Source organism: uncultured Anaerococcus sp. (assembly GCF_963510575.1).
Classification (GTDB): Bacteria; Bacillota; Clostridia; order Tissierellales; family Peptoniphilaceae; genus Anaerococcus.
Genome location: NZ_CAUPFR010000010.1, coordinates 1 through 21,389, shown reverse-complemented (window position 1 = coordinate 21,389; position 21,389 = coordinate 1). Strand labels below are relative to the sequence as shown.

Sequence of the window (21,389 nt, the reverse complement as noted above, 5' to 3'; positions counted from 1 at the left end):
TCCTTAATTATTGTGTTTTTTTACAAATTCTTCTACTTCACTAGCTAGTTCCATGTCAATGGCTTTTTCAGCAAAAACTTTTTCTTCTGCTTGACTAGATTTAATTATTGTATCCTTAATTTCAGCGATTTTTGCAGAAGATCCTGAAAATTCATCAAGTCCTAGGCCTAGTAGTAGCTTAGTTGCTTCTGTATCTGCTGCGAATGCTCCACACATACCTGTCCATTTGCCAGCTTCGTGAGAAACATCTATTACGTGCTTAATTGCTCTCAAAACTGCCGGGTTATAGTTTGAGTACATATGAGCTATGTTTTCATTTCCCCTATCTACAGCAAGTGTGTATTGGGTTAGATCGTTTGTACCAATAGAGAAGAAGTCAGCGTACTTGATAAACTTATCAGCCATAATTATAGAAGCTGATGTTTCTACCATGATTCCTACGTCTAAATCTTTATTATAATCAATACCTTCTTTATCTAGGTCTTTTTTAATTTCTTCGATTAATTCAATTGATTTTTTAAGTTCGTCTATATTTACTACAAACGGAATCATTATTTTAAGATTACCAAAAGCTGATGCTCTTACTAGGGCTCTTAGCTGAGTTCTAAAAATATCTTCTTTATCTAAGCATAAACGAACAGCTCTATAACCTAAGAATGGATTTTCTTCAACAGGGAATTTGAAATAATCAAGCCCCTTGTCTCCACCGATATCAAGTGTTCTAATAATTAGTGGTTTTTCTCCAAGCATTTCTGTTGCTTCTTTATAGACTTCAAATTGCACTTCTTCACTTGGGAAATCTGAACTTTCCATATATAAAAACTCAGTTCTAAATAATCCAACACCATCACATCCATTATTAATTGCTAATCTTAAATCTTCTAGATTTCCAATGTTAGCTGATACTTCGATGTGTTTACCATCTGTAGTTACAGCTTTCATGTCCTTAATACTCTTAAGGCGTTCTTTCTTTTCTTTTTGCTCGACAATTAATTTTTCATATTTAGCAATTTCTTCTTGGCTTGGATCAATAATTAAAAGTCCTTCATAGCCGTCAATTATTGCTTTTTCTCCACCTTTTAACTTAGTTGATACATCAGCCATACCAACAAGTGCTGGCATATCAAGAGTTTGAGCAATTATGGATGTATGGCTTGTTTTACCACCTAAATCAGTTGCAAAACCAACAACTGCATCTTTATCCATATTAGCTGTATCAGAAGGAGTAAGCTCTTTAGAAATAATAATGCTTCCCTTATCAAGTTTTGATAAATCTTTTGGTTTAATCCCTTTCAATTTATACATAACTTGGAAGCCGATGTCTTGATAATCGCTCGCACGTTCTTTTAGATACTCATCGTCAAGAGCGCTCATTATTTCGACCATTTCCCTAATAGTTTCATCTAAAGCTAATTCGCTATTTTTATTCTCGTTCTTAATTTTGCCCTCGATAGTATCTGAAAAATAAGGGTCTTGGAGTAATTCTTTATGGGCATTTGCTATATTTTGTTGAGCTTCAGTTGGATTATCCAGGTTGCTTAAATCATCAAAATAAGCATTAATGGCATCTTTTACTTTTTGGTACTCAACATCAGCCAAATCAGGTGTTATTTTAGCTTGATTGACTTCAATTTTTTCTCTAGTGAATAAATAAACTTCACCAATAGCATATCCAGTGCTAGCTTTAATTCCTTCAAATCTTTGAGTCATTTAACTTATTCTCCTTTATACATTTTAGTTTTAAAAAAAGGATACTTTAAAAGTATCCTTTATAGACTTGATATTATTCTGCTAAATTCTCAACAAATTCAACTAATTCGTCAGCGAATTTTTCTTCATCATCGCCTTCAACGATTAATTTAATCTCAGTTCCTTTAGCAATTCCAAGGCTCATAACATTGAAGATGCTCTTTGCATTTGCTTCTTTATCTTCTTTAATAATTGTAACCTCACCTGGGTAATTCTTTACAAATTGCACTAATGATGCTGCTGGTCTAGCATGTAAACCTGTCTCATTTGTTACAATAACTGTTCTTTCTGCCATAAAATCCTCCTAATAATTTTCATTTATATCTATATTTTACTATTTTCTAAAAAATTAACAATATATCAGCTAATAACTTTTGTTGATTCTCTTTTATTAATCTGGGCATCAATAATCCAGTCTTCTTCTAATATCTCTGCCTCGTGCTTAATCCTCTTTATCAAAGCTCTTATGGATATAGCACCTATATCATAATATGGAATAGAAACTGTAGTTAATTTTGGTCTGTAAATACTTGCTATCTTATTATCTCCAAATCCTACAACTGACAGGTCGTCTGGAACTTTAATACCATGGTCGACACAATAGTTCATAAAGCCTATAGCTATTTCGTCGTTAACACAGGCTACTGCGCTTATGTTTTCTTTTTTAATTAGGTTCATTGCCTCATCAGCACTTGTATATCCGTCATCACTAGACATACCGTCAATTCTTAAAATGCAAGATTTCCCGTCATCAACAGCGCTTTCATAGCCTTTAATCATAGATTCATTAATAACATTCTGCTCTTTACCAGCAACCAGCAAAATATTCTCATGTCCAATTTCTGTTAAGTGTTTAATTAACTTATATTCTTCAGATTCAAAATCTACCTTAACAGTTTTTATATTCTTATAATTATGATACTTATCTAAAATTACAAAAGGTATTTTAGTCTCTCTAAGTTTTACAAGTATCTCAGTTGAAATGTCTTCAGTGATAATCACCAAACCTTCAACTTGTTTGGTAGCAAGGAAATCTATTGAATTTTCAATTTGCTTATCTTCACCGTAAGAACTTGTAAGTAAAATATCGTACTTATAAACCCTTCCAATTTCCTCAATACCTCTTATAAGTTGAGCCATGTACTCAATTCCAATATCTTTGACTATAACTCCAACCAAGTTAGATTTTCTCATAACTAAGGATCTAGCTAGTTCATTTGGCTTAAAATCGAGCTTGTTTATTGCGTCTTCAACTTTTCTTCTAGCTTCTGGACTCACAGGTTTAGAATTATTCATTACTCTAGAAACCGTAGATATAGATACGCCTGCAAGCTTAGCTACGTCTTTAATTGTTGGCTGTCCCATATTACCTCCATTATATAAAAGACCATCAAGAAAATAGTCTTAAATTAACCTGCAATCACGCTTTTTACTATATCGATTACATCCATAATTAATGACGAATAATCAGTTATGGATGCAACCCCAGCTCCAAAAGTATCAACACTATCGACAGCAGTTATACCAACATAATTAACTGTATCTTTAACATCGTCTGCTATAGAATTAACACTAGTCATGGTATCATTAACCTTTGCTATAGCCATCTTTAAGTTTGGATCAGTTACTATGTTGTTTATATTACTTACCAAGTCGCTAGCCTCGTTTGTTAGGTGTGGTAGTTTGGTAATTACACTATCAATATTGCTAGAATTTTTATTTAGCACTTCTTGAATGCTTCCCAAAACCTTATTAAATTTCACTAAAACTAACACAAAAAATATTAGAGCTAAAATAGATAAGATAGTAATAATAATGTTGCCCAGAAGATTAAAATCTATAGTTATACTCATTTACATCTCCTTGACTAATTTTTTTCGTTTTTAGCTTTTTGATCGTTTTCTATAACCTTTTCTTTAGTTTCTTTTGCTTCTTTTTTGATATCTTCAGCCTTATCTTTAACAACTTCTTTTGTATCTTTAGCTTCTTTTGATATTTCTTCTTTTTTATCATCAGCAACTTTTGCGATTTCTCCAGCGCTCTCTTTGATGATTTCCCTTACATCTTTGGCGCCATCAGCTAATGATTCCTTAACTTCTCTGGAAGCATCTTTAATTTGTCTGCCTGTATCTTTGGCAACTTCAGCTCCATATTCAAGTCCATCTTTGATTGGTTGAAGGTCTGTATAAGCTCTGTATTTCAAGTCTTCATAACCATCTTTTGCTTGACCAATCACGTCATAAGTAGTATCTTTTACATTTTCAACTGTATCATTAAAAGCTTCTTTTATATCTTCCCTAGTTTGCTTACCTGATTTTGGTGCAAATAGGATACCTGCAGCGGCACCTACAAGGGCACCGATTAAAAGACCTTGTCCTCTCATTCTAGAGTCATGGTTTTTAGCTTTCCAAATTTCGTATTTAATTTCTCTTTGCTTAGCTTTCGCTTTGCTTTCAATATAATCTGCTAGTGACATATATCAATCTCCTTTATTTTTAGTCTCATTAATTATTACCCAATTATAATATTTTAAAACTTAATTTTATCCTAAGGGGTCCTTAACTTAAGACCTTCCCGTATGTGAAGGTGGGCAAGCTGTCCAAAATCTCTGACTTCCACTCATCGGAGGCTTGTCATCAAAGTTAGAACTCCGCAATCCCTTATAAAGTTTGTAGGTTTAAATTGGACCTTGTCCTTAGGATAATTTAATTATAGTATATTATCAAAAAAAATGCAAGAAAAACTTTTCATAGATTTGTAAGAAACGTCTTGAAATCAACTATATTTCGAAGGATAATCCTTTCCTGGCTCACGAACTCATTAAAGGCTAAATAATAAGAATGTAAGAGAAATCTTGGAAGTTCATAACTAGATCCATATAACTTATCGCCTAAGATTGGGTGCCCTAGAGTTTTAAGGCTGGCTCTTATCTGATGAGTTTTTCCTGTTTTTATAGTACATTCAATTATAGAATATTTACAATTAGATTCTACTGTATTAAAATATGTTATTGCAAGACTTCCATCCTTATTTTCGATATAGGATTTACTTATTTCATCATAAGCTAGCTGTATTTTATATAATTGATCAATTTTCAATTCCCCTTCTACGCAAGCTATATATTTTTTCTCTGTATGATTTTCCTCAATTTCTTTTTGATAATAAGCTTGTGCATATTTATTTTTAGCTACCATCATCAAGCCAGATGTGTTCATATCTAATCTATTTACCAGTCTAATTTTTGCTTTAATCTTATTTTCCTGAAAATAATTGGCTAGGTAATTAGAAAGACTTATCTGATTTTTTGAATTAACAGTTACGCCACTAGGTTTATTAATAACTAAAATATTATCATCTTCATATATTATATCAATTTTTTCTGTAATTGGTTTGTAGTCCAGTTCTTCTTCATCAATTTTTATTTTAATTATATCTCCATAATCTAGTTGAATATTATTAAAAACCACTTCATCATTTACTATAATTCCTTTTTTAAATAAGTCTTGGGAGGCTCTTAAGGATATTGATTTTTCTTTCAAAAATTTTTTTAAATTAATTTTGTTTAAATTTTCAAATTTTATATATTTCATACTTACTCCTATGATATAATATAAGCGAGAGGACATGATATGACAAATTTAATTAATATTTTTAAAAACAAATCTAGATATACAAATACTATTTTCCATAAGGTTAAGAATATTCTAGAGAAAAGTGGCTATGAAATTAGTACTACATATAATGAATCTGCCATGCTAAACCTAGTGATTGGTGGTGATGGAACTTTTTTAAATGCAGTCCATCTTTCAAAATTTTCTTCTATTCCCTTTATTGGTATAAATACAGGGCACCTCGGTTTTTACCAGGAAATCGAAGTTAACATGCTTGAAGAATTCGTTTACGCTCTTGAAAATAGGGAATATCTTATTGAGGAACTAACTGTACTTGAGTCTCAAATAAACAACAAAAATATAAATGCAATTAATGAGGTGGTTGTAAAATCAAAGAAAAATCAAATTATTAGATTAAAAGTCTTTATCGATGGCAATTTTATAGAATCATATGCGGGTGATGGGCTTATAATTTCTACACCTCATGGATCAACCGCTTATAATTTATCAGCTAAAGGTGCCATTCTTCACCAATCATTAAATGGTTACCAATTGACTCCAGTGGCTCCTGTTTATTCAAATTTGAACAAGGCCCTTAAGTGTCCAGTTGTATTGCCAAACGATGCTACTATTGAGATATCTGTTTCAAAAAGAGATAGCCATCATACAGTATTTATTTTTGATGGCAGAGAATTATCTACTAGGGATTTTAAAATTAAAATAGGTGTTTCGCCAAAGAAAATAAATAAGCTTATTCTCAACAAAAACCATTATTGGACTAATATCAAGAATAAGCTCATGTAATTAATTAAATGATATTGTATTAAAAATATCCCTTACTATATTCCTAGCTAAAGGTGCAGCAACATCGCCTCCTGTACCTTGGCTATCTTCTATTACTAAGGCGAAGGCGATTTTAGGTTCGTATGCGGGTGCAAAACCAACAAACCAAGCATCTATATTGCCATCTGACTTATCTGCAGTTCCTGTTTTTCCTGCTAGTTGTACCCAATTTAGATAAGCATTTCTGCCTGTACCACTATTAACTACCTCAACCATTAAATCTCTAATTGTATGAGCAGTATCTTCGCTTGTTGCTTTAGATAAGGTCTCATTTTCTGCTTCAAAAATTACATCTTTATCTTTATTAGTAATTTTATCAACAAGTCTCGGCTTCATCATGGTTCCGTCATTTGCAATGGCAGATGTAACCATAGCCATGTGAAGGGGTGTCACTTGGGTTTTTCCATACCCGAAACCAGTCATAGCTAAATCGGCATTGTTTAGGTCTTTGAAAGGAATAGTCGACTTATTTTTGTCTAAATCAAACTTATAATCTTTGTTAAAAAGAAATTTTTCTCCAGTTCTTTCCAACTTATCCTTGCCTAATTTTACGGCTTTATTAGCAAAATAGGTGTTAGCGGAATTAATAAAAGCTGTCCTTAAATTCAGCTTACCAAAAATTTGATCCTTAAAGTTTTTTATTTCATAACCTTGAACAATTTCGCTTCCCTTGTCATTATAGGATGTATCTATATCATTTTCTAAAATTGAAGCAGAAGTTATTATTTTAAAGGATGAGCCCGGTCTGTAAAGTCCTAATGTAGCTCTATTTACAAGTCTTCCATCAGATGTCTGAATCAAATTATTCCAATCATGGTCTAGAGAATTTGGATTAAAACTTGGTGTTGAAACCATAGCCAAAACTTGTCCGGTTTTGGGATTCATAACAACACAAGAACCCTTATGGCCACTTAGGTAATTATAGACAATATTTTGTATCTTTTGGTCAATACTTAAGTGAAGGTCATTTCCAGTATCATTTTTTACAACCATCTTCCTAAATTGACTAAAATTCTCTCCACTGATTGCAAGAAGTTCCTTATTATAGGATTTTTCTATCCCAGTTTTACCATAAGTAGTTGAAGAATAACCTGTTATAGATGCTGACGCTTCGGGATAATTATATATCCTTATTTGCTTACCTGAACTATCCTTTTGACTATAAGCTAATACGTTGCCATTTCTATCGTAAATACTCCCTCTTTTTACAAGGTCTTCGTTCAACCAAAGACGCCTGTTATGAGAATTATTCGCTAAAGTTTTAGCATTAAATAGTTGGAAATATACTAAATATAAGGTTAAGAACATAAACAAAAATACAAAAAATATCATTACAAAAATCAACCTCTTATTGAGTGTAGATTTTGATAATACTTTAAGTTCGTTATTCTCCTTATACCTCTGTTTTTTTTCTAACTCTTTTATTTTATCCAAAAAGCTTTTGCCGCTTATTCGTTTTTTATTCACTTTACTATCTTTCATTTCTGCCCCCTTCGTTTATTTCTTCTCCACAATATTGAAGACATCCCAAGAGGATAAAACCTGCTAGCATTGATGACCCACCTTGACTTATGAATGGGAGAGTCACCCCTGTCAAAGGTATCAGCTTTAGTACACCTCCAAGTATTATGAAGGTTTGAAGAGCAAATAAAATCCCTATGCAAAATGATAAAACAGAATAGAATTTATTTTGTTGTGTTAAAGAGATTTTTAAGGACCTGTAAACAAGGATCATGAACAATAACACAACCCCTACGCCCATGAAAACTCCCATCTCTTCGCAAATTGCAGAAAATATAAAATCAGACTCTGCAACTGGAATATAATCTGGCCTACCAAGTCCTATACCAGTTCCAAATAGACCTCCACTTGCTGTTGCAAACAAAGCCTGAGTAATTTGGTAACCAGTGGCATCAATATCAGACCAAGGGTCCAGCCAAGTTGCCACCCTTATTCTAACGTGACCAAATAAAAAATAAGCAACAATAGATCCTATTACCATGAAAAACATATTAATAAAAATAAGCTTCCTATCTTTTTCATAAACAAATTGGCTTAAAATTAGAACACCAAAAAATATTAAAGCAGTTCCTAAATCTTTTTGCAAGAATAAAAATCCTATGAAAACATATATCATAAAATTCATAAAATACCTGCCGAAAGGTTTAAGGCTAATTTTATTAAAATTGGTATAAAAACTTGCAACAAAAAACGCAAGAGGAACCTTAATAAACTCTGAAGGCTGTATGCTAAATTTATTACCTATTATAATCCAGTTTTTTGCACCGTATAAATTGGTACCAAAAATCAGGGTTACAATAAATAGAATAATTGATATACCAGCATAAAACAATATTAGTTTATCCCATTTTTTATAAAACTTTAATATAAAATATGTCATGAAAAATAGGGTAACACCAACTAGGTAAAATTGCAATTGTCTCCTACCTAATTTTGGATCCAGCCTATAAATTATTGCGACACCAATCGAAAATAGCATATTTACGATTAAAAGCAAGATATTATCAGATTTTGTAAACCTATCTACTAAAAAAGATGTAAGCAAAGTTACAAGAAGAATTGCCAAATAGGTATAAAAATCAATATTTGTTAGGTTTTTTATATTAAAAATCATCGCCAGAGACAAAGATAAAAACTCAAACAAAAATAAAAGAAAATTCGCTTTTATTCTCGACCTAGTCATTGATTTTAATAAAACGTCTGTATCTTTATTCATCGCTATCACCTTGGACAAATAAAAATTTCAATGACCCTATTTTAATAATATCGCCTGATTTTAATTCAATAGCATCTATAATCTTTTCATCATTTAAGTAGGTTCCATTGGCAGACTTTAAATCCTCTAGAAAGTACATATTCTCATCTTGTAGGATTCTTGCATGGAATTTTGACAAATACTTATCATTAATACTTATAGTATTTCTAGCATCCCTGCCAATAGTGTTGTCCTCACCTATAAAGTAATATTCTTTAACCATAAAAGAGAAGCCATCATTCATATTCATTAACTTTAAATATGTATCTGACTCTTGTTCCTTTTTCAAAGTTGTTCTTACATCATAATATATTATTCTAATTATAGAGTAAATAAAATAAAAAACTATAAAAACGAAAATATATTTTAATATTGTTGATAATAATTGATATAAAGTTAAACTTCCAAAAACATTTATTGAAAATACTTTATCAATAAGATTAAAAAATTTTTCCATATATTAAATACTCCTTGGCTATATGTTATGATATTTTAATGTGAAATTCAAGTTTTAAAGAAAAAAACCTCAGAGAATCTCCCTGAGGTTAAAAAGAGAATATTATTTTATAGAATCAATCACATCATCCATATACTTAACAATTGTATTTTTCTTTTCTCTCGCCTTTTCCATAGAATCAGAAATTGCATTTACATAAACTTTGATCTTTGGTTCTGTTCCTGATGGTCTTAAGGTTACCCATGAATCATCATCAAAATAATATTTTAATACGTTTGATTTTGGAAGTCCAGTATCATCATTTTGATAATCAATTACCCTATTAACTTTCTCGCCATTAATTTCTTTAATAGGATTTTCCCTAACTTCTGTCATTATCCTACCAATTCTAGCTTGACCGTCAGCTCCTTCTAGAACTATTGAAACAACTTCATTAGAATAATATCCGTGTTCTTTATAAATTTGTTCAATTACATCTAATAGACTCTTTCCTTGAGATTTATAGTAGGCAGTCATTTCTGTTATTAGCATCGCAGCTGTTACTGCATCCTTATCTCTTACGAAGTCTTTATAGTTGTAACCAATTGATTCTTCAAAACCAAACACAAACTTACCTGAATTATTTCTTTCAAGTTCATTTGCCTTGTCGTATATGTTCTTAAATCCAGTTAAGACATCAAATTTTTGAACACCATATTTTTTAGCTATCGGTGCTATTAAATCAGTAGTAACGATGGATTTAACAACTGCAGGATTTTCCGGAAGTTCGCCCTTTGCATCTAGGCCTGATAAGATATATTGGGTTAAGAGTGTACCGATAAGATTTCCTGTTAAGAAATGATATTCGCCTTTTTCATCCCTTACTTCTACTGCGCACCTATCTGCATCTGGGTCTGTCGCAAGGAGTAAGTCTGCACCAACTTCATTACCGAGTTTTTCAGAATATTTAAATGCTTTTGGGTCTTCTGGATTTGGATAACCAACTGTAGTAAAGTCAGGATCTGGATTTTCCTGTTCTTTTACAACGTGGATATTAGTAAATCCTCTTTCTTTTAGAATTCTCCTTACAAGTTTATTGCCAGTTCCATTTAGTGGTGAATAAACTACGCAAATATCCTTATCAATTCCCTTGTCATTTATAGTACAATCTAAGATTAATGATATATATTTTTCTATAACTTCATCTGGAACATACTCAATTATTCCGTCTTTTAGACCTTCTTCAAAATCAATTCTTGGTATTTCAAAAAAGTCAGGGTGATCGCCAATGTAGGATAAAATCTTATTAGCAGTTTCGTCCATAATTTGACTTCCTTCTTCGTTATAAGCTTTGTATCCATTGTACTCTCTTGGGTTGTGAGATGCAGTTACCATTACACCTGCTACACAACCTAATTCACGAATTGTAAATGAGCAAACTGGTGTTGGTTCAATATCCTTATGGATATAAACTTTTATACCATTAGCCGCAAATACTTCTGCAGCAATTTTTGAAAATTCTAAAGATTTATGTCTAACATCATAAGCTATGGCAACACCACGTTTTTTTGCTTCTTCTCCACCCTCAGCAATTGCATCTGCAAAACCTTGGGTAGCTTGGGCAACCATATACTTATTCATTCTATTTGTTCCAGCTCCTAATTTACCCCTAAGACCAGCTGTTCCAAATTTTAATGATTGGTAAAACCTATCTTTGATTTCCTCATCATTATCCTTAATAGCTTCTAATTCTTTCCTTGTTTCCTCATCAAACCTGTCGTCTTTGTACCAATTTTCAAAATTTTTCTTATAATCCATAAGTTTCTCCTATATAATATACATTTACTGATAATGGTTCAAAACTTAACCCTTCAGCAACTTCTACGCTTATATTATTAATACCCTCTTTATCAAAAATCTTTACAATTTTTTCTTCATTTTTATTAACAAAATATTTTTCTAGGATGTCCCCACATACCCACATAGGATTTACATTAGCATTAATTATAACAAGATAAGTTTCATCAAGTATATAAGCTACTAAACTTTCGTCAAGGTCTTGTATGAATTTCAGTCTATCTTCTATCTCTTCCTTACTAGTATATTTGAATGCTTCTATTGATTTTCTCAGAGCTATCAAATCTTTTGTATAGTTAAAAAGCTCCAAATTATTCTTTTTCTCTTCCCAATTTATCGCATTTACCGAAAGTGGTGACCTATAAGAATTTGAATCATTTTTCTTGCTATGATTAAATTCATTACCTTCATATATAAATGGTTTACCAAATGAAAGCATAATTATTCCTAGGGCAAGCTTTGCATAAGAAGTTATATCTCTAGTATCTTCAAGTGATATAGCAAGTTTATCATATAAAATTAAATTATCATGACAATTAAAATAATTTATAGTCTCGCTTGCATCATCGGCAAAACCGTTCCAATCTCCATAATCTATTGAACCTCTAATTCCAGTTTCTATAGCATGTTTATTGTGGAAAATTCCTTGTATATAGCCCTTGCCATAGGAATCAACATCTCCCTTTATAGCATCTCTGAAATCATCATTAAAGACTCCAAATCCGTTTGATTTTTGTCTTCCCTTCCAGATTTGCTGTTCATAGCAAAGAGGTGAAGACAAGGCCATCCAAGGCTCTCCATATATAATGATATTTGGATTTACTTTTTTTAGCTCTTTAATTGCTATTTGGATTGTTTTAAGATCTATTAAGGCCATCAAATCGAACCTAAAGCCATCTATTTTATATTCCTTAGCCCAATGAACCAATGAATCGATTATAAGCTTTCTAACAAAGGGTTTTTCGCTTGCCAATTCATTTCCACATCCAGAACCGTTAGAAAAGCTAGTATCTGGATTTGTTCTATGATAATATTTTGGAGCCAATGTGTTTAGGTTTGAATCAATAGTTTTGAAAGTATGATTAAAAACTACATCCATGATCACACATATTCCCCTATCGTGAAAGGCCTTTACCATCTGCTTAGCTTCTCTTATCCTTGACTTAGGGTCGAGTGGGTTAGTTGAATAAGACCCTTCTGGAGCAAAGTATAATTCTGGATCATAGCCCCAATTGTAGTTATCATCATCAAAAAACTTAGAATCATCTTCATCAACACTTATAAAGTCATAAATAGGTAGGATTTGAACATGAGTTACACCCAAGTCTTCAATATTATCAATACCAGTGCTTATTCCTTTAAATGTTGTATCACCTTCAGCCAAGCCCAAAAACTTTCCCCTATTGTAGGCTCCACTAGATTGGTCAGCTGTATAATTTTTTACACTTAACTCATATATTATAGCTTCTTTTTCGCTAATTTGAGGACTCTTACTCTCTCTAAAGCCAACAGGATCGGTATCCTCAAGATTAACAACAGCAGAATATAGAGAATTAATTGAAGCTGAAACTGCGTAAGGGTCAGTAACTTCGTACTTATCATCTACTATATAATTATAAAAATATCCGTCATAATCTCCTTCTAAGCTTAAAGTAAATATGCCCCTTGCATCCTTTGTCATTGGGTAAATATTTCTTCTTACCTTTTTATAATCATCTGTTATTACTAGATTAATTTTATCTCTCTTTGGAGCAAACACCCTAAAAGTAGTCTTGTTTTTTGTATAGACTGCCCCTAATTTAATTTTCCTTATATCCTTATAGCTAATATTGTTTTCTTTAACTAAATTCATTGCCTTTATTTATTACTTCATCCAATCTAAAATTATTTGCCCATAATACATTATCAATTTGCATTTTTACCCACTTTGATACATCCAAATAATCTTTTTCTATCTTTTTCCTTGCCTTTATAAGATCTTCCAAGTCATAAAATATCTTAAAAGAATCATTATACATCAAAAGTTGGTCATAAATTGTTTTAAAATTGTAAGGGAAATTATCATAAGATTCATTTAATAAATTGTCTATAGTAAACTTAACAATTTCACTATCATAATAAAATTCATTCGCATTATAGGAATTTTCTTCATTTATTTTTTGAATGTGTTTGAAGTCTGCTCCAAAAGTATAGAATGAATTTTTCTCGTTAAGATTGTCTATAATTCCACCTTTAGTTGATAAAATATTAGACATATTAAAGATAGAATTTAAAATATGGAAATTTTGATTATCCAAAGTAGGTAGGGTTAGGTTTGAATATATATCTACCGCAGGTAAAATTTTCTTAATTTTATCTACATTTAAGTCTTCTATAAAAACAATTTTTATTTTTTCCCTAATAAATTTATCCTTATCAATCATATGCTTTAATGCAAGGATAAATTTAATTGTCTCTTTGGCCATGAAATATCCTTCATTAGCCTTACCTGAAAATATATAGGTTGTAGGTGCAAGCTTCAGATTTGTATTGTATTTGAGCATATAATACTTATAAGCAATAGCTAGGCAATTTAGTATTTGTCTCTTACTTTCATGCATGATTGATAATTGTATATCATAAATTGAGTAAGGGTTAATATCATCTGCCAGCCTACTTTTTACAATCTTCGCAAGCGCACGCTTATTATTATACTTTACTTTATCTAAATCATTAATAAAATCTTTATTATTTTTTAATTTACCTATTTTTCCTAATTTATCATAGGAATATGAGTCTATTTCGTAGTTATTTAATACATTTGTTAAATTAATGTTAGCTGTTTCAGCATAAAGAATTCTGTCTGTACCATAATTAAAATATGAGTGATTTATATCATTTTCCCTGGCATCGGCTATAATTTTTGATAAGTAATGGTAGTTTCCTGATAAGTACTTATTTATATTTCTAAATGAAACTTTTCCATTCTTGACTAGGCTTATATCATTAGATGCTATTTGTAGGTTTTTTTGTATTTCTATAATAGCATCCATCATTTCTGGATTTATTCTTCTAATCATGTCTATATCGTAATCTTCTACACTATCATCAGTAATAGAAAAAGCAACATGATCAAAAATTTGCCTTGTCATTTCAATAGCTTTTGATAATTCATATCCATAATCTTTTGTCAAAATTCTAATAAACTCAATTAAAGCAAGACTTGGGTGAATATCATGGCTAAAAATTTTAATATTTTTCTCAATTCCTTCTACACTACCATGTCTTTTATTATGGCGCCTAAAAATATCCCTAACTGCAGATACAGAATAAAAATATTCTTGCTTTAGCCTAAAAATTTTCCCTTCGTATGTGGAATCATCAATATATAAAAACTTATTAATCGAGTTAATATTTATATAATCATCATATGCTTTTAAAAGGTCACCCCTAGAAAAATCTTCGATATTAACATTCTCAACGACCTCTGATTTAAAGAGTCTCAAAGTATTAACAAAACCAGCATCATCACTCAATATTGGCATATCATATGCTATCGATTTATTTTTCCTACCGTCTATTTCTAAAAGATATGAAAAAGCCTTTTTGTGTTCCCAGTTAGAGCCTTGTTCTAACCAAAAATCCGAATATTCCACTTGTCTACCATCAATTATCTTTTGTTTTAGATTTCCATTTTCATATCTAAGGGCATAAGCAACCGCTCTTTTCCTTTGATTAGCAAGCTCATTTATAAGAGCTGATGAACCTATACCTATATCACCTACTCCCAAATCCGCTTCTGTTTCACAAGCAAGCATATCATCAAGATCAAATCCCAATTCATTAAGAGCCTCAACAATTTCGTTCTTTATCTTTAATCTATGGATATTCCTGTTAATAAACTTACCTGGTAGATATTCAAAAGACAATATATAATAGTCTTTATCATTGTCAATATCCTTAGATTTCACCCAAGTCTTGCCAATTATTTCCATCATATACCTACACAAGCAGTCATAAACTTCATTTATTCTTGCATTTTCTATATTTTTCGCATAAAAAGAATACAAAAAACTTTGTATTCTTTTTACGATAAAATCTTTATTATTTTTCATATATTTCTCTAAGCTTTTATTTTCTCGTACAATTCTAAATATTTTTCAGATGACATTTCCCAGTCATTCTTTTGCTTCATAGCATTTTCTACTAAATGTCTATGGACATCTTTTTTATTTGTATAAACGCTGATAGCATTCTTTGCTGCAAATAAAAGCTCATGAGCATTTATATTTGCAAATGAATAGCCTGTTCCATCCCCGGTATATTCGTTATACGGAACTACAGTATCTTTTAAGCCTCCCGCTTCTCTTACAATTGGTAATGAACCATAACGCATAGCAATTAATTGACTAATACCACATGGTTCAGAAATAGAAGGCATCAAATAAAAATCAGAACCAGCATAAATTTCGTGAGATTCCTTGTCAGAATAATATATTCTGGCAGCTACCTTATCAGGATACTTCCATTCGAAATATTTAAACATTTCTTCATAGGTATAATCACCTGTACCCAATACAACTAATTGTATATCCTCTTGTAGAAGTTCTTCCAAAATATATCTAACAAGATCCATACCCTTCATCTCGTTAAGTCTTGAAACTATACCAAATACCGGAACATCTGCCCTCTCAGGTAAAGAGTATAATTTTTGCAAATCCTTTTTGTTTTCATATTTATCATCAATAGAATTTTGATCATAATTTTTAGCGAGATTCTTATCTGTTTTAGGATTCCAAACATCGAAATCTATACCATTTACTATACCATCCAACTTATAGTTATACTCCCTAATAACAGCATCTTGGCCCTCTCCATAGAAAGGATACTGTATTTCTCTAGCATAATTTTCGGAAACGGTATTGACATGGGTAGCATGAATTATACCAGCCTTCATAAAATTAATAGCGTCGTAGTATTTCAAATCATTTTCATTAAAATACCTACCATCTAGGCCTGCTAGAGCCATATAATCTGAATTAAATACACCTTGATATTTTAAATTATGGATAGTAAATAGTGTTCTAATATCATCGTAATACGAATCACCTTGTCTGAAATCATTAACAAATAAATTTACCATTGCAGTGTGCCAATCATTTGAATGAATAATATCTGGCTTAAAATTGATTTCCTTAGGTAAAAGTGTACATGCCTTTGAATAAAAAATGTATCTTTCAGCATCATCATCGTAACCGTAAAGTCCATCCCTATCAAAGTATTCTAGATTATCTATAAAATAATAAGTAACTCCATCCCATTCTAACTGATAAACTCCAGCATATTGATGTTTCCAATCAAGGTCAACATAAAATTCTGTTACCTTTTCCATTTTTTCACGATAGGAAGCATCTATTCCCTTATGTAAAGGCATGACAACTCTAATATCAACGCCCTTTTTCTTAAGTTCTTTTGGAAGGGCTCCAGCAACATCTGCAAGCCCTCCAGTTTTTATGAATGGTACTGATTCACTTGTTAGAAAAAGTATATTCATTAATAGCTCCTTTGGTCTAATGATTCATTTTTACTTGTAACATAAGGATTTGCCCTATTACCAAACAACCTTACATCATGGCCGATTTCTGTACCCTTATCAGTAATAACAAAGTTAAGAATTGCACCATCACCTATAACAGAATCTTGGAAAATGATTGAATTTCTAATAATAGCACCCTTTCCAATCTTTGCTCCTCTAAAGATAATGGAATTTTCGACCTCACCTTCAATTATACCACCATTTGCAATAAGTGAATTTTTCACATTAGCATTTTTAGTATAGGATGTAGAAGGTTCATCTTTAGATTTTGTGTAAACAAGTCCATCTTCATAAAATAACTTATCAAAAGTTTCTTGATTCAAAAGCCTCATATTTACTTCATAGAAGGAATTAAAATCTTTGATTATTTCAAATTCTTTATCCTGCCTATAAAAATCAATATTTATATTTCCTGGATATGCAAAAATAGCTGATAATAATGAATTATAAACATTTTCTTGCATAGCATGTCTTAAAACACTAAGGAATGATTCTTTTTTCATCAAAAGAGAACCCAAAAATAAATCAACTGTATCTGTAATTCCAAGATTTAAACCAACTCCACTTGGTTTTCCATCTTCATCAGAATTTATAATTGATTGGTTTAAATATTCTCCATCCTTATCAACAACCTTATTTGATAGGATTAAACAATCTAAATTCTCTTCTTTTAGCTTTTCGATAGCGTCGCTAATATCCTCTTTAACAATATACATAGGATTTTTTACATAAACATATTCAAAATCGTGCTCTTGGAAATAAACTATAGTATCATAGTATGTTTCTATTTCACTCTTTGATCCCTTACCATCAAGACCAATTGGGTTTATCATAAGACCACCGTTTCTCCTATTTAATTCCCAACTCTTACCATTTCCAACGTGGTCAAGAGCTGATCTTAATTTGCCCCCAGCATATAGAATTACTCTATTGATGTCATAATTTGCTAGATTAGATAAAGCAAAATCTATGATTCTATACCTACCACCAAAAGGCAACATATAATCTGGTCTAACTTTACAAAGGGGTCCATAATTTGTTTCTTTAAAGTCTGGACTATAAACTAAGGCAACAACTCTATCCATCCTATTCCTCCTCTATACCTTCATTGCTAACTAAATAGACTTTTCCGTCTTTTTCTTCGCCGATATCTTCGGTTAATTCCATATTTTCTGCGACAACAGCATTATAAACCTTAACTCCTGATTTAACCTTAACACCATTTAATAAAACCGAATTATACACTTCAGCCCCTTCTTCAATCTCAACTTCAGAAAATAGGACAGAATGATTTACTTTACCATTAATAACACAAGCCTCATTCACAAGAGTATCAGTCAATTCAGCATTTTTTCCAACCCTATGTGGAGGTAAATTTAAGGATTTTGTATATATTCTCCAATTATCATCATATATATTTAATTCATTTTCAGGATCAATCAAATCTAAATTTGCTTGCCAAAAACTCCTAACTGTTCCAACATCTTTCCAGTAACCATCAAATTTATAGACGTAAAGAGGAGAGCCTTGATTTAGCATTTTTGGAATAATATCATGACCGAAATCATTTGTAGATTCCTTATTTTCATAATCTTCAATTAATTCTTTTCTTAAAACCTTCCAATTAAATACATAAATACCCATAGAAGCAAGATTAGATTTAGGAACTTCAGGTTTTTCTTCAAACTCAACTATTTTATCATTTTCATCAGTATTCATAATACCAAATCTACTAGCTTCATCCCAATCAACTTCCATAACAGCAATAGTACAATCAGCACCTTTTTGCTTGTGGACATCTAATAGCTCTCTATAATCCATCTTATAAATATGGTCACCTGATAAAATAAGAACATACTCAGGATTAACCTCATCTAGGTAGTTGATATTTTCATATATAGCTGAGGCTGTACCCTCAAACCATCTTCCACCTTCTTCTGTATAATAAGGTGTCAGAATCCTAAGACCACCAAAATTCCTATCATAATCCCAAGCAGCACCTATACCAAGGTGTTCATTAAGAAGTTGTGGTTTATATTGAGTCAAAACTCCTATATCTTTAATCTCACTATTTGTTGCATTACTAAGGGCAAAATCTATAATTCGATATTTCCCCCCGAATGGAACTACCGGTTTAGCCATTTCTCTTGTCAATGCTTTAAGTCTTGAACCTTGTCCACCAGCTAAGAGCATTGCTGCGGTGTTGTTTGCGTTTCTCATAAGCCCTCCTGTTTTATGAATAATATTGTCTTCATATATATACCCAAAAATGGAAATAATATTCTAGAAAACCTTTTCTTATTTATATTTTATCACAACACCTATCATTTTGACAAGCCTTATATTATTAGTATAATTACCCTATATGGGGATGCCATGGTTTCGACGTGATAGATGAGACTTTGGCTGCAGGTCGTATATCAAAACGTAAATTGATAATTAAATATAAACGCAAACAATAACAGCGAAGCAAACTTCGCACTAGCTGCCTAATTATAGGTTCAGCAATAAATATTAAGTCCGTCGCAGACTTAATATTTGTTTTATAATCAAGCGACAACTGATTTATCAAAGCTTTGAGATAAATCGAGTAAAATGAAGCTAGCATAAAAACTTTTTGTAAGTTTTTTATTTTCTATGCGAAACTTTAAAACTTAATAAGCTTGTAGATGCCTTTGGTGACGCTTTCACGGACAAGGGTTCGACTCCCTTCATCTCCACCAAATACCTTGTAAACGTTGATTTATCAGCGTTTATTTTTTTACTAGTACAGAAGATAGGTCCTAAAATACTCCCTCTCCGGCATAATATATATATTTCCAAAAAAAATCTCCCCAATTGGGGAGTTTTACTTAATTTTTATAATATAAATCATCCGATGGTCTTTCACCATTAAATACATTTTTATCAAGTTTTTCTAGTTTATCCATATAAATTTCAAACACACCTGACATGGTATCTGAATCTATAAATGTATTTTCCATTGATTTATATATTTTTATTGCTTCTTCGTTTGTTATATCATAATTATTTATGATGCCTTGTGACAAAACAGTATTCTCGTCAATAGATTGTTGAGTTTTTTTGTATTCTAACAAAAATTTATCAAAACATTCTTTATTATCTTTAAGAAAATTTTTATTAACGATAATTACATCTGATAAAAAATCACTATCCGAATCTGATTTATTGTTTGGAATCATTGACATTGCCTTGTTTAAATCAAAAGTATAATATGATTTTTTACCAATTACCTTTGAGTAGTATGGTTCTGATAAAATTGCTATTACATTTTCTGTCTTTTCAAGGTTTTTTACTAATTCTTTCTGATTGTAATAAGATTCAGTACTTATCCTCATCAATGCCTTTGCAAATCCCAATTTCGAATCAATTAATTTATCAATTGATTCATTGAGTTCAGGAACCATAATTGTTTTTCCTGCCATATCTTTTGGATTATTTATTTGAGTGTCACTTATTATATGAAGGTTATTTACTAGGGTAATCGCAGCTAGTTTTATATTTCCATTTGTTTTGTTGTATAAATCTACTACTTGATATGCTGGCACAATTGCTATGTCGAAGTCTAAAGATTCTACCTGAGATAAATTATTTATCCTAGTGATTTCGTAACTATTATCACTGAACTCCTTTATCTTGTCCAAAATAATATCTGAAGAAAAAGTAGCTGATTTTACATCAATATTATTCTCGATAGGTTTTTTCTTTACTTCAATTACCTCTTTTTCTATTTTGTCAATATTCTCTGATTTTTTATCTTTAAATACTAAACATCCAGTTAATAACATAATTGGAATAACTATCAGCAATAATTTTTTTAGCTTATTCACTTACGTCTCTCCTATCTTCCAGAGCTCGCTCTAGGGTAAGTTGGTCAAAATATTCTAGGTGAGATCCTACTGGAATGCCTTGGGCAATTTTGGATATCTTAATATTTCTCCCCTTTAGGAGGTTTGTTATAAAAAGAATTGTAGTTTCACCTTCAATTGTCGAAGAAATTGCTAGGATTATTTCCTTGATTTCTTCTTTTTCTAATCTTTCCATAAGTTTATCTATGTTTAACTTATCTGGACTTATATCATCTGAAGGGGAAATCAAGCCACCTAATACATGGTACTTGCCCCTATAGGCGCCGGATTTTTCGATTGCGATAAGGTTTCTTACATCTTCAACTATACAAAGATATTCTTCATCTCTTGTAAAATCTCTGCAAATATTACAAGTTTCTTCTTCAGTCAGGTTTCCACAAATCTTACAATGGTGTATCCTATTTTTGACTTCCATTAAAGATTTTGAAAATTCCTCAACACTTTTCGCATCTTCATCAACTATGCTCATGGCAAGTCTTTCAGCACTTTTTCTGCCTATAGTGGGTAATTTTTGAAATTGTTCTATTAAATTATTTAGTGATTCTGGTAAAATCGCCATTACATTAAGCCAGGAATATTGATTCCACCAGTTAATTTGCCCATATTTTCTTCATTAAATTTGTCAGCTTGGCTAGCTGCATCATTTATAGCA

The 21,389-nt window shown here is 31.3% G+C and carries 18 protein-coding genes and 1 other RNA gene; 2 read left to right on the top strand and 17 right to left on the bottom strand.

The window, feature by feature from the left end; all coding sequences use genetic code 11:
* Nucleotides 1-3: 3 nt before the first annotated feature.
* The 6 genes from ptsP to RQ907_RS01790 all read right to left on the bottom strand — a co-directional run bounded on the left by ptsP (nucleotide 4) and on the right by RQ907_RS01790 (nucleotide 5,339).
* The gene (gene ptsP / locus RQ907_RS01815) at nucleotides 4-1,710 is read right to left on the bottom strand and encodes a phosphoenolpyruvate--protein phosphotransferase (protein WP_311491700.1); all 1,707 of its coding nucleotides are present in this window, start codon (nucleotides 1,708-1,710) and stop codon (nucleotides 4-6) included.
* A gap of 73 nt (nucleotides 1,711-1,783) precedes the next feature.
* On the bottom strand, nucleotides 1,784-2,044 hold the full coding sequence (locus tag RQ907_RS01810) for an HPr family phosphocarrier protein (protein ID WP_311491699.1): 261 nt from the start codon (nucleotides 2,042-2,044) through the stop codon (nucleotides 1,784-1,786).
* A 65-nt stretch (nucleotides 2,045-2,109) separates the two neighbouring features.
* Nucleotides 2,110-3,114, bottom strand: coding sequence for a LacI family DNA-binding transcriptional regulator (locus RQ907_RS01805; protein ID WP_311491698.1), 1,005 nt, complete (start codon nucleotides 3,112-3,114; stop codon nucleotides 2,110-2,112).
* Nucleotides 3,115-3,158: 44 nt separating this feature from the next.
* Nucleotides 3,159-3,476 carry a hypothetical protein gene (locus RQ907_RS01800; RefSeq protein ID WP_311491697.1) on the bottom strand — a complete coding sequence of 106 codons (318 nt, stop codon included), beginning with the start codon at nucleotides 3,474-3,476 and terminating at the stop codon, nucleotides 3,159-3,161.
* 140 nt (nucleotides 3,477-3,616) lie between these two features.
* A complete protein-coding gene (locus RQ907_RS01795) occupies nucleotides 3,617-4,225 on the bottom strand; it encodes a YtxH domain-containing protein (RefSeq protein WP_311491696.1) in 609 nt (202 codons plus the stop codon).
* A 271-nt stretch (nucleotides 4,226-4,496) separates the two neighbouring features.
* Nucleotides 4,497-5,339 (bottom strand): RluA family pseudouridine synthase, encoded by an 843-nt coding sequence (locus RQ907_RS01790; RefSeq protein ID WP_311491695.1) that lies wholly within the window; start codon nucleotides 5,337-5,339, stop codon nucleotides 4,497-4,499.
* 39 nt (nucleotides 5,340-5,378) lie between these two features.
* Between RQ907_RS01790 and RQ907_RS01785 the strand changes: the two genes are divergently transcribed.
* Complete coding sequence (locus RQ907_RS01785; RefSeq protein WP_311491694.1) at nucleotides 5,379-6,164, top strand: NAD(+)/NADH kinase; 786 nt, start codon at nucleotides 5,379-5,381, stop codon at nucleotides 6,162-6,164.
* On the opposite strand, the gene RQ907_RS01780 is transcribed toward RQ907_RS01785, so the two are convergent.
* The 9 genes from RQ907_RS01780 to RQ907_RS01740 form a co-directional block, all read right to left on the bottom strand.
* Nucleotides 6,165-7,685, bottom strand: a complete 1,521-nt coding sequence (locus tag RQ907_RS01780) for a penicillin-binding protein 2 (RefSeq protein ID WP_311491693.1) — start codon at nucleotides 7,683-7,685, stop codon at nucleotides 6,165-6,167.
* The gene (locus RQ907_RS01775) at nucleotides 7,675-8,940 is read right to left on the bottom strand and encodes an FtsW/RodA/SpoVE family cell cycle protein (RefSeq protein WP_311491692.1); all 1,266 of its coding nucleotides are present in this window, start codon (nucleotides 8,938-8,940) and stop codon (nucleotides 7,675-7,677) included. The genes RQ907_RS01780 and RQ907_RS01775 overlap by 11 nt, the downstream gene beginning before the upstream one ends.
* On the bottom strand, nucleotides 8,933-9,268 hold the full coding sequence (locus tag RQ907_RS01770; RefSeq protein WP_311491691.1) for an FHA domain-containing protein: 336 nt from the start codon (nucleotides 9,266-9,268) through the stop codon (nucleotides 8,933-8,935). The genes RQ907_RS01775 and RQ907_RS01770 overlap by 8 nt, the downstream gene beginning before the upstream one ends.
* A gap of 270 nt (nucleotides 9,269-9,538) precedes the next feature.
* Nucleotides 9,539-11,233 carry a phospho-sugar mutase gene (locus tag RQ907_RS01765; RefSeq protein WP_311491690.1) on the bottom strand — a complete coding sequence of 565 codons (1,695 nt, stop codon included), beginning with the start codon at nucleotides 11,231-11,233 and terminating at the stop codon, nucleotides 9,539-9,541.
* Nucleotides 11,223-13,124 carry a type I pullulanase gene (pulA, locus tag RQ907_RS01760; protein WP_311491689.1) on the bottom strand — a complete coding sequence of 634 codons (1,902 nt, stop codon included), beginning with the start codon at nucleotides 13,122-13,124 and terminating at the stop codon, nucleotides 11,223-11,225. Before pulA ends, RQ907_RS01765 begins: the two co-directional genes overlap by 11 nt.
* On the bottom strand, nucleotides 13,111-15,366 hold the full coding sequence (locus RQ907_RS01755; protein ID WP_311491688.1) for a glycogen/starch/alpha-glucan phosphorylase: 2,256 nt from the start codon (nucleotides 15,364-15,366) through the stop codon (nucleotides 13,111-13,113). The genes pulA and RQ907_RS01755 overlap by 14 nt, the downstream gene beginning before the upstream one ends.
* An 8-nt stretch (nucleotides 15,367-15,374) precedes the next feature.
* Nucleotides 15,375-16,805, bottom strand: a complete 1,431-nt coding sequence (glgA, locus tag RQ907_RS01750; protein WP_311491687.1) for a glycogen synthase GlgA — start codon at nucleotides 16,803-16,805, stop codon at nucleotides 15,375-15,377.
* A complete protein-coding gene (gene glgD / locus RQ907_RS01745; protein WP_311491686.1) occupies nucleotides 16,805-17,932 on the bottom strand; it encodes a glucose-1-phosphate adenylyltransferase subunit GlgD in 1,128 nt (375 codons plus the stop codon). The genes glgA and glgD overlap by 1 nt, the downstream gene beginning before the upstream one ends.
* 1 nt (nucleotide 17,933) lies before the next feature.
* The gene (locus RQ907_RS01740; protein ID WP_311491685.1) at nucleotides 17,934-19,067 is read right to left on the bottom strand and encodes a glucose-1-phosphate adenylyltransferase; all 1,134 of its coding nucleotides are present in this window, start codon (nucleotides 19,065-19,067) and stop codon (nucleotides 17,934-17,936) included.
* Nucleotides 19,068-19,214: 147 nt separating this feature from the next.
* Between RQ907_RS01740 and ssrA the strand changes: the two genes are divergently transcribed.
* Nucleotides 19,215-19,570, top strand: a transfer-messenger RNA (tmRNA) gene (gene ssrA, locus RQ907_RS01735).
* A 129-nt stretch (nucleotides 19,571-19,699) separates the two neighbouring features.
* Here the strand turns inward: ssrA and RQ907_RS01730 are convergent.
* Nucleotides 19,700-20,698 carry a hypothetical protein gene (locus tag RQ907_RS01730; protein ID WP_311491684.1) on the bottom strand — a complete coding sequence of 333 codons (999 nt, stop codon included), beginning with the start codon at nucleotides 20,696-20,698 and terminating at the stop codon, nucleotides 19,700-19,702.
* Nucleotides 20,691-21,296 carry a recombination mediator RecR gene (gene recR / locus RQ907_RS01725; protein ID WP_311491683.1) on the bottom strand — a complete coding sequence of 202 codons (606 nt, stop codon included), beginning with the start codon at nucleotides 21,294-21,296 and terminating at the stop codon, nucleotides 20,691-20,693. Before recR ends, RQ907_RS01730 begins: the two co-directional genes overlap by 8 nt.
* Between the last annotated feature and the right edge of the window lie 93 nt (nucleotides 21,297-21,389).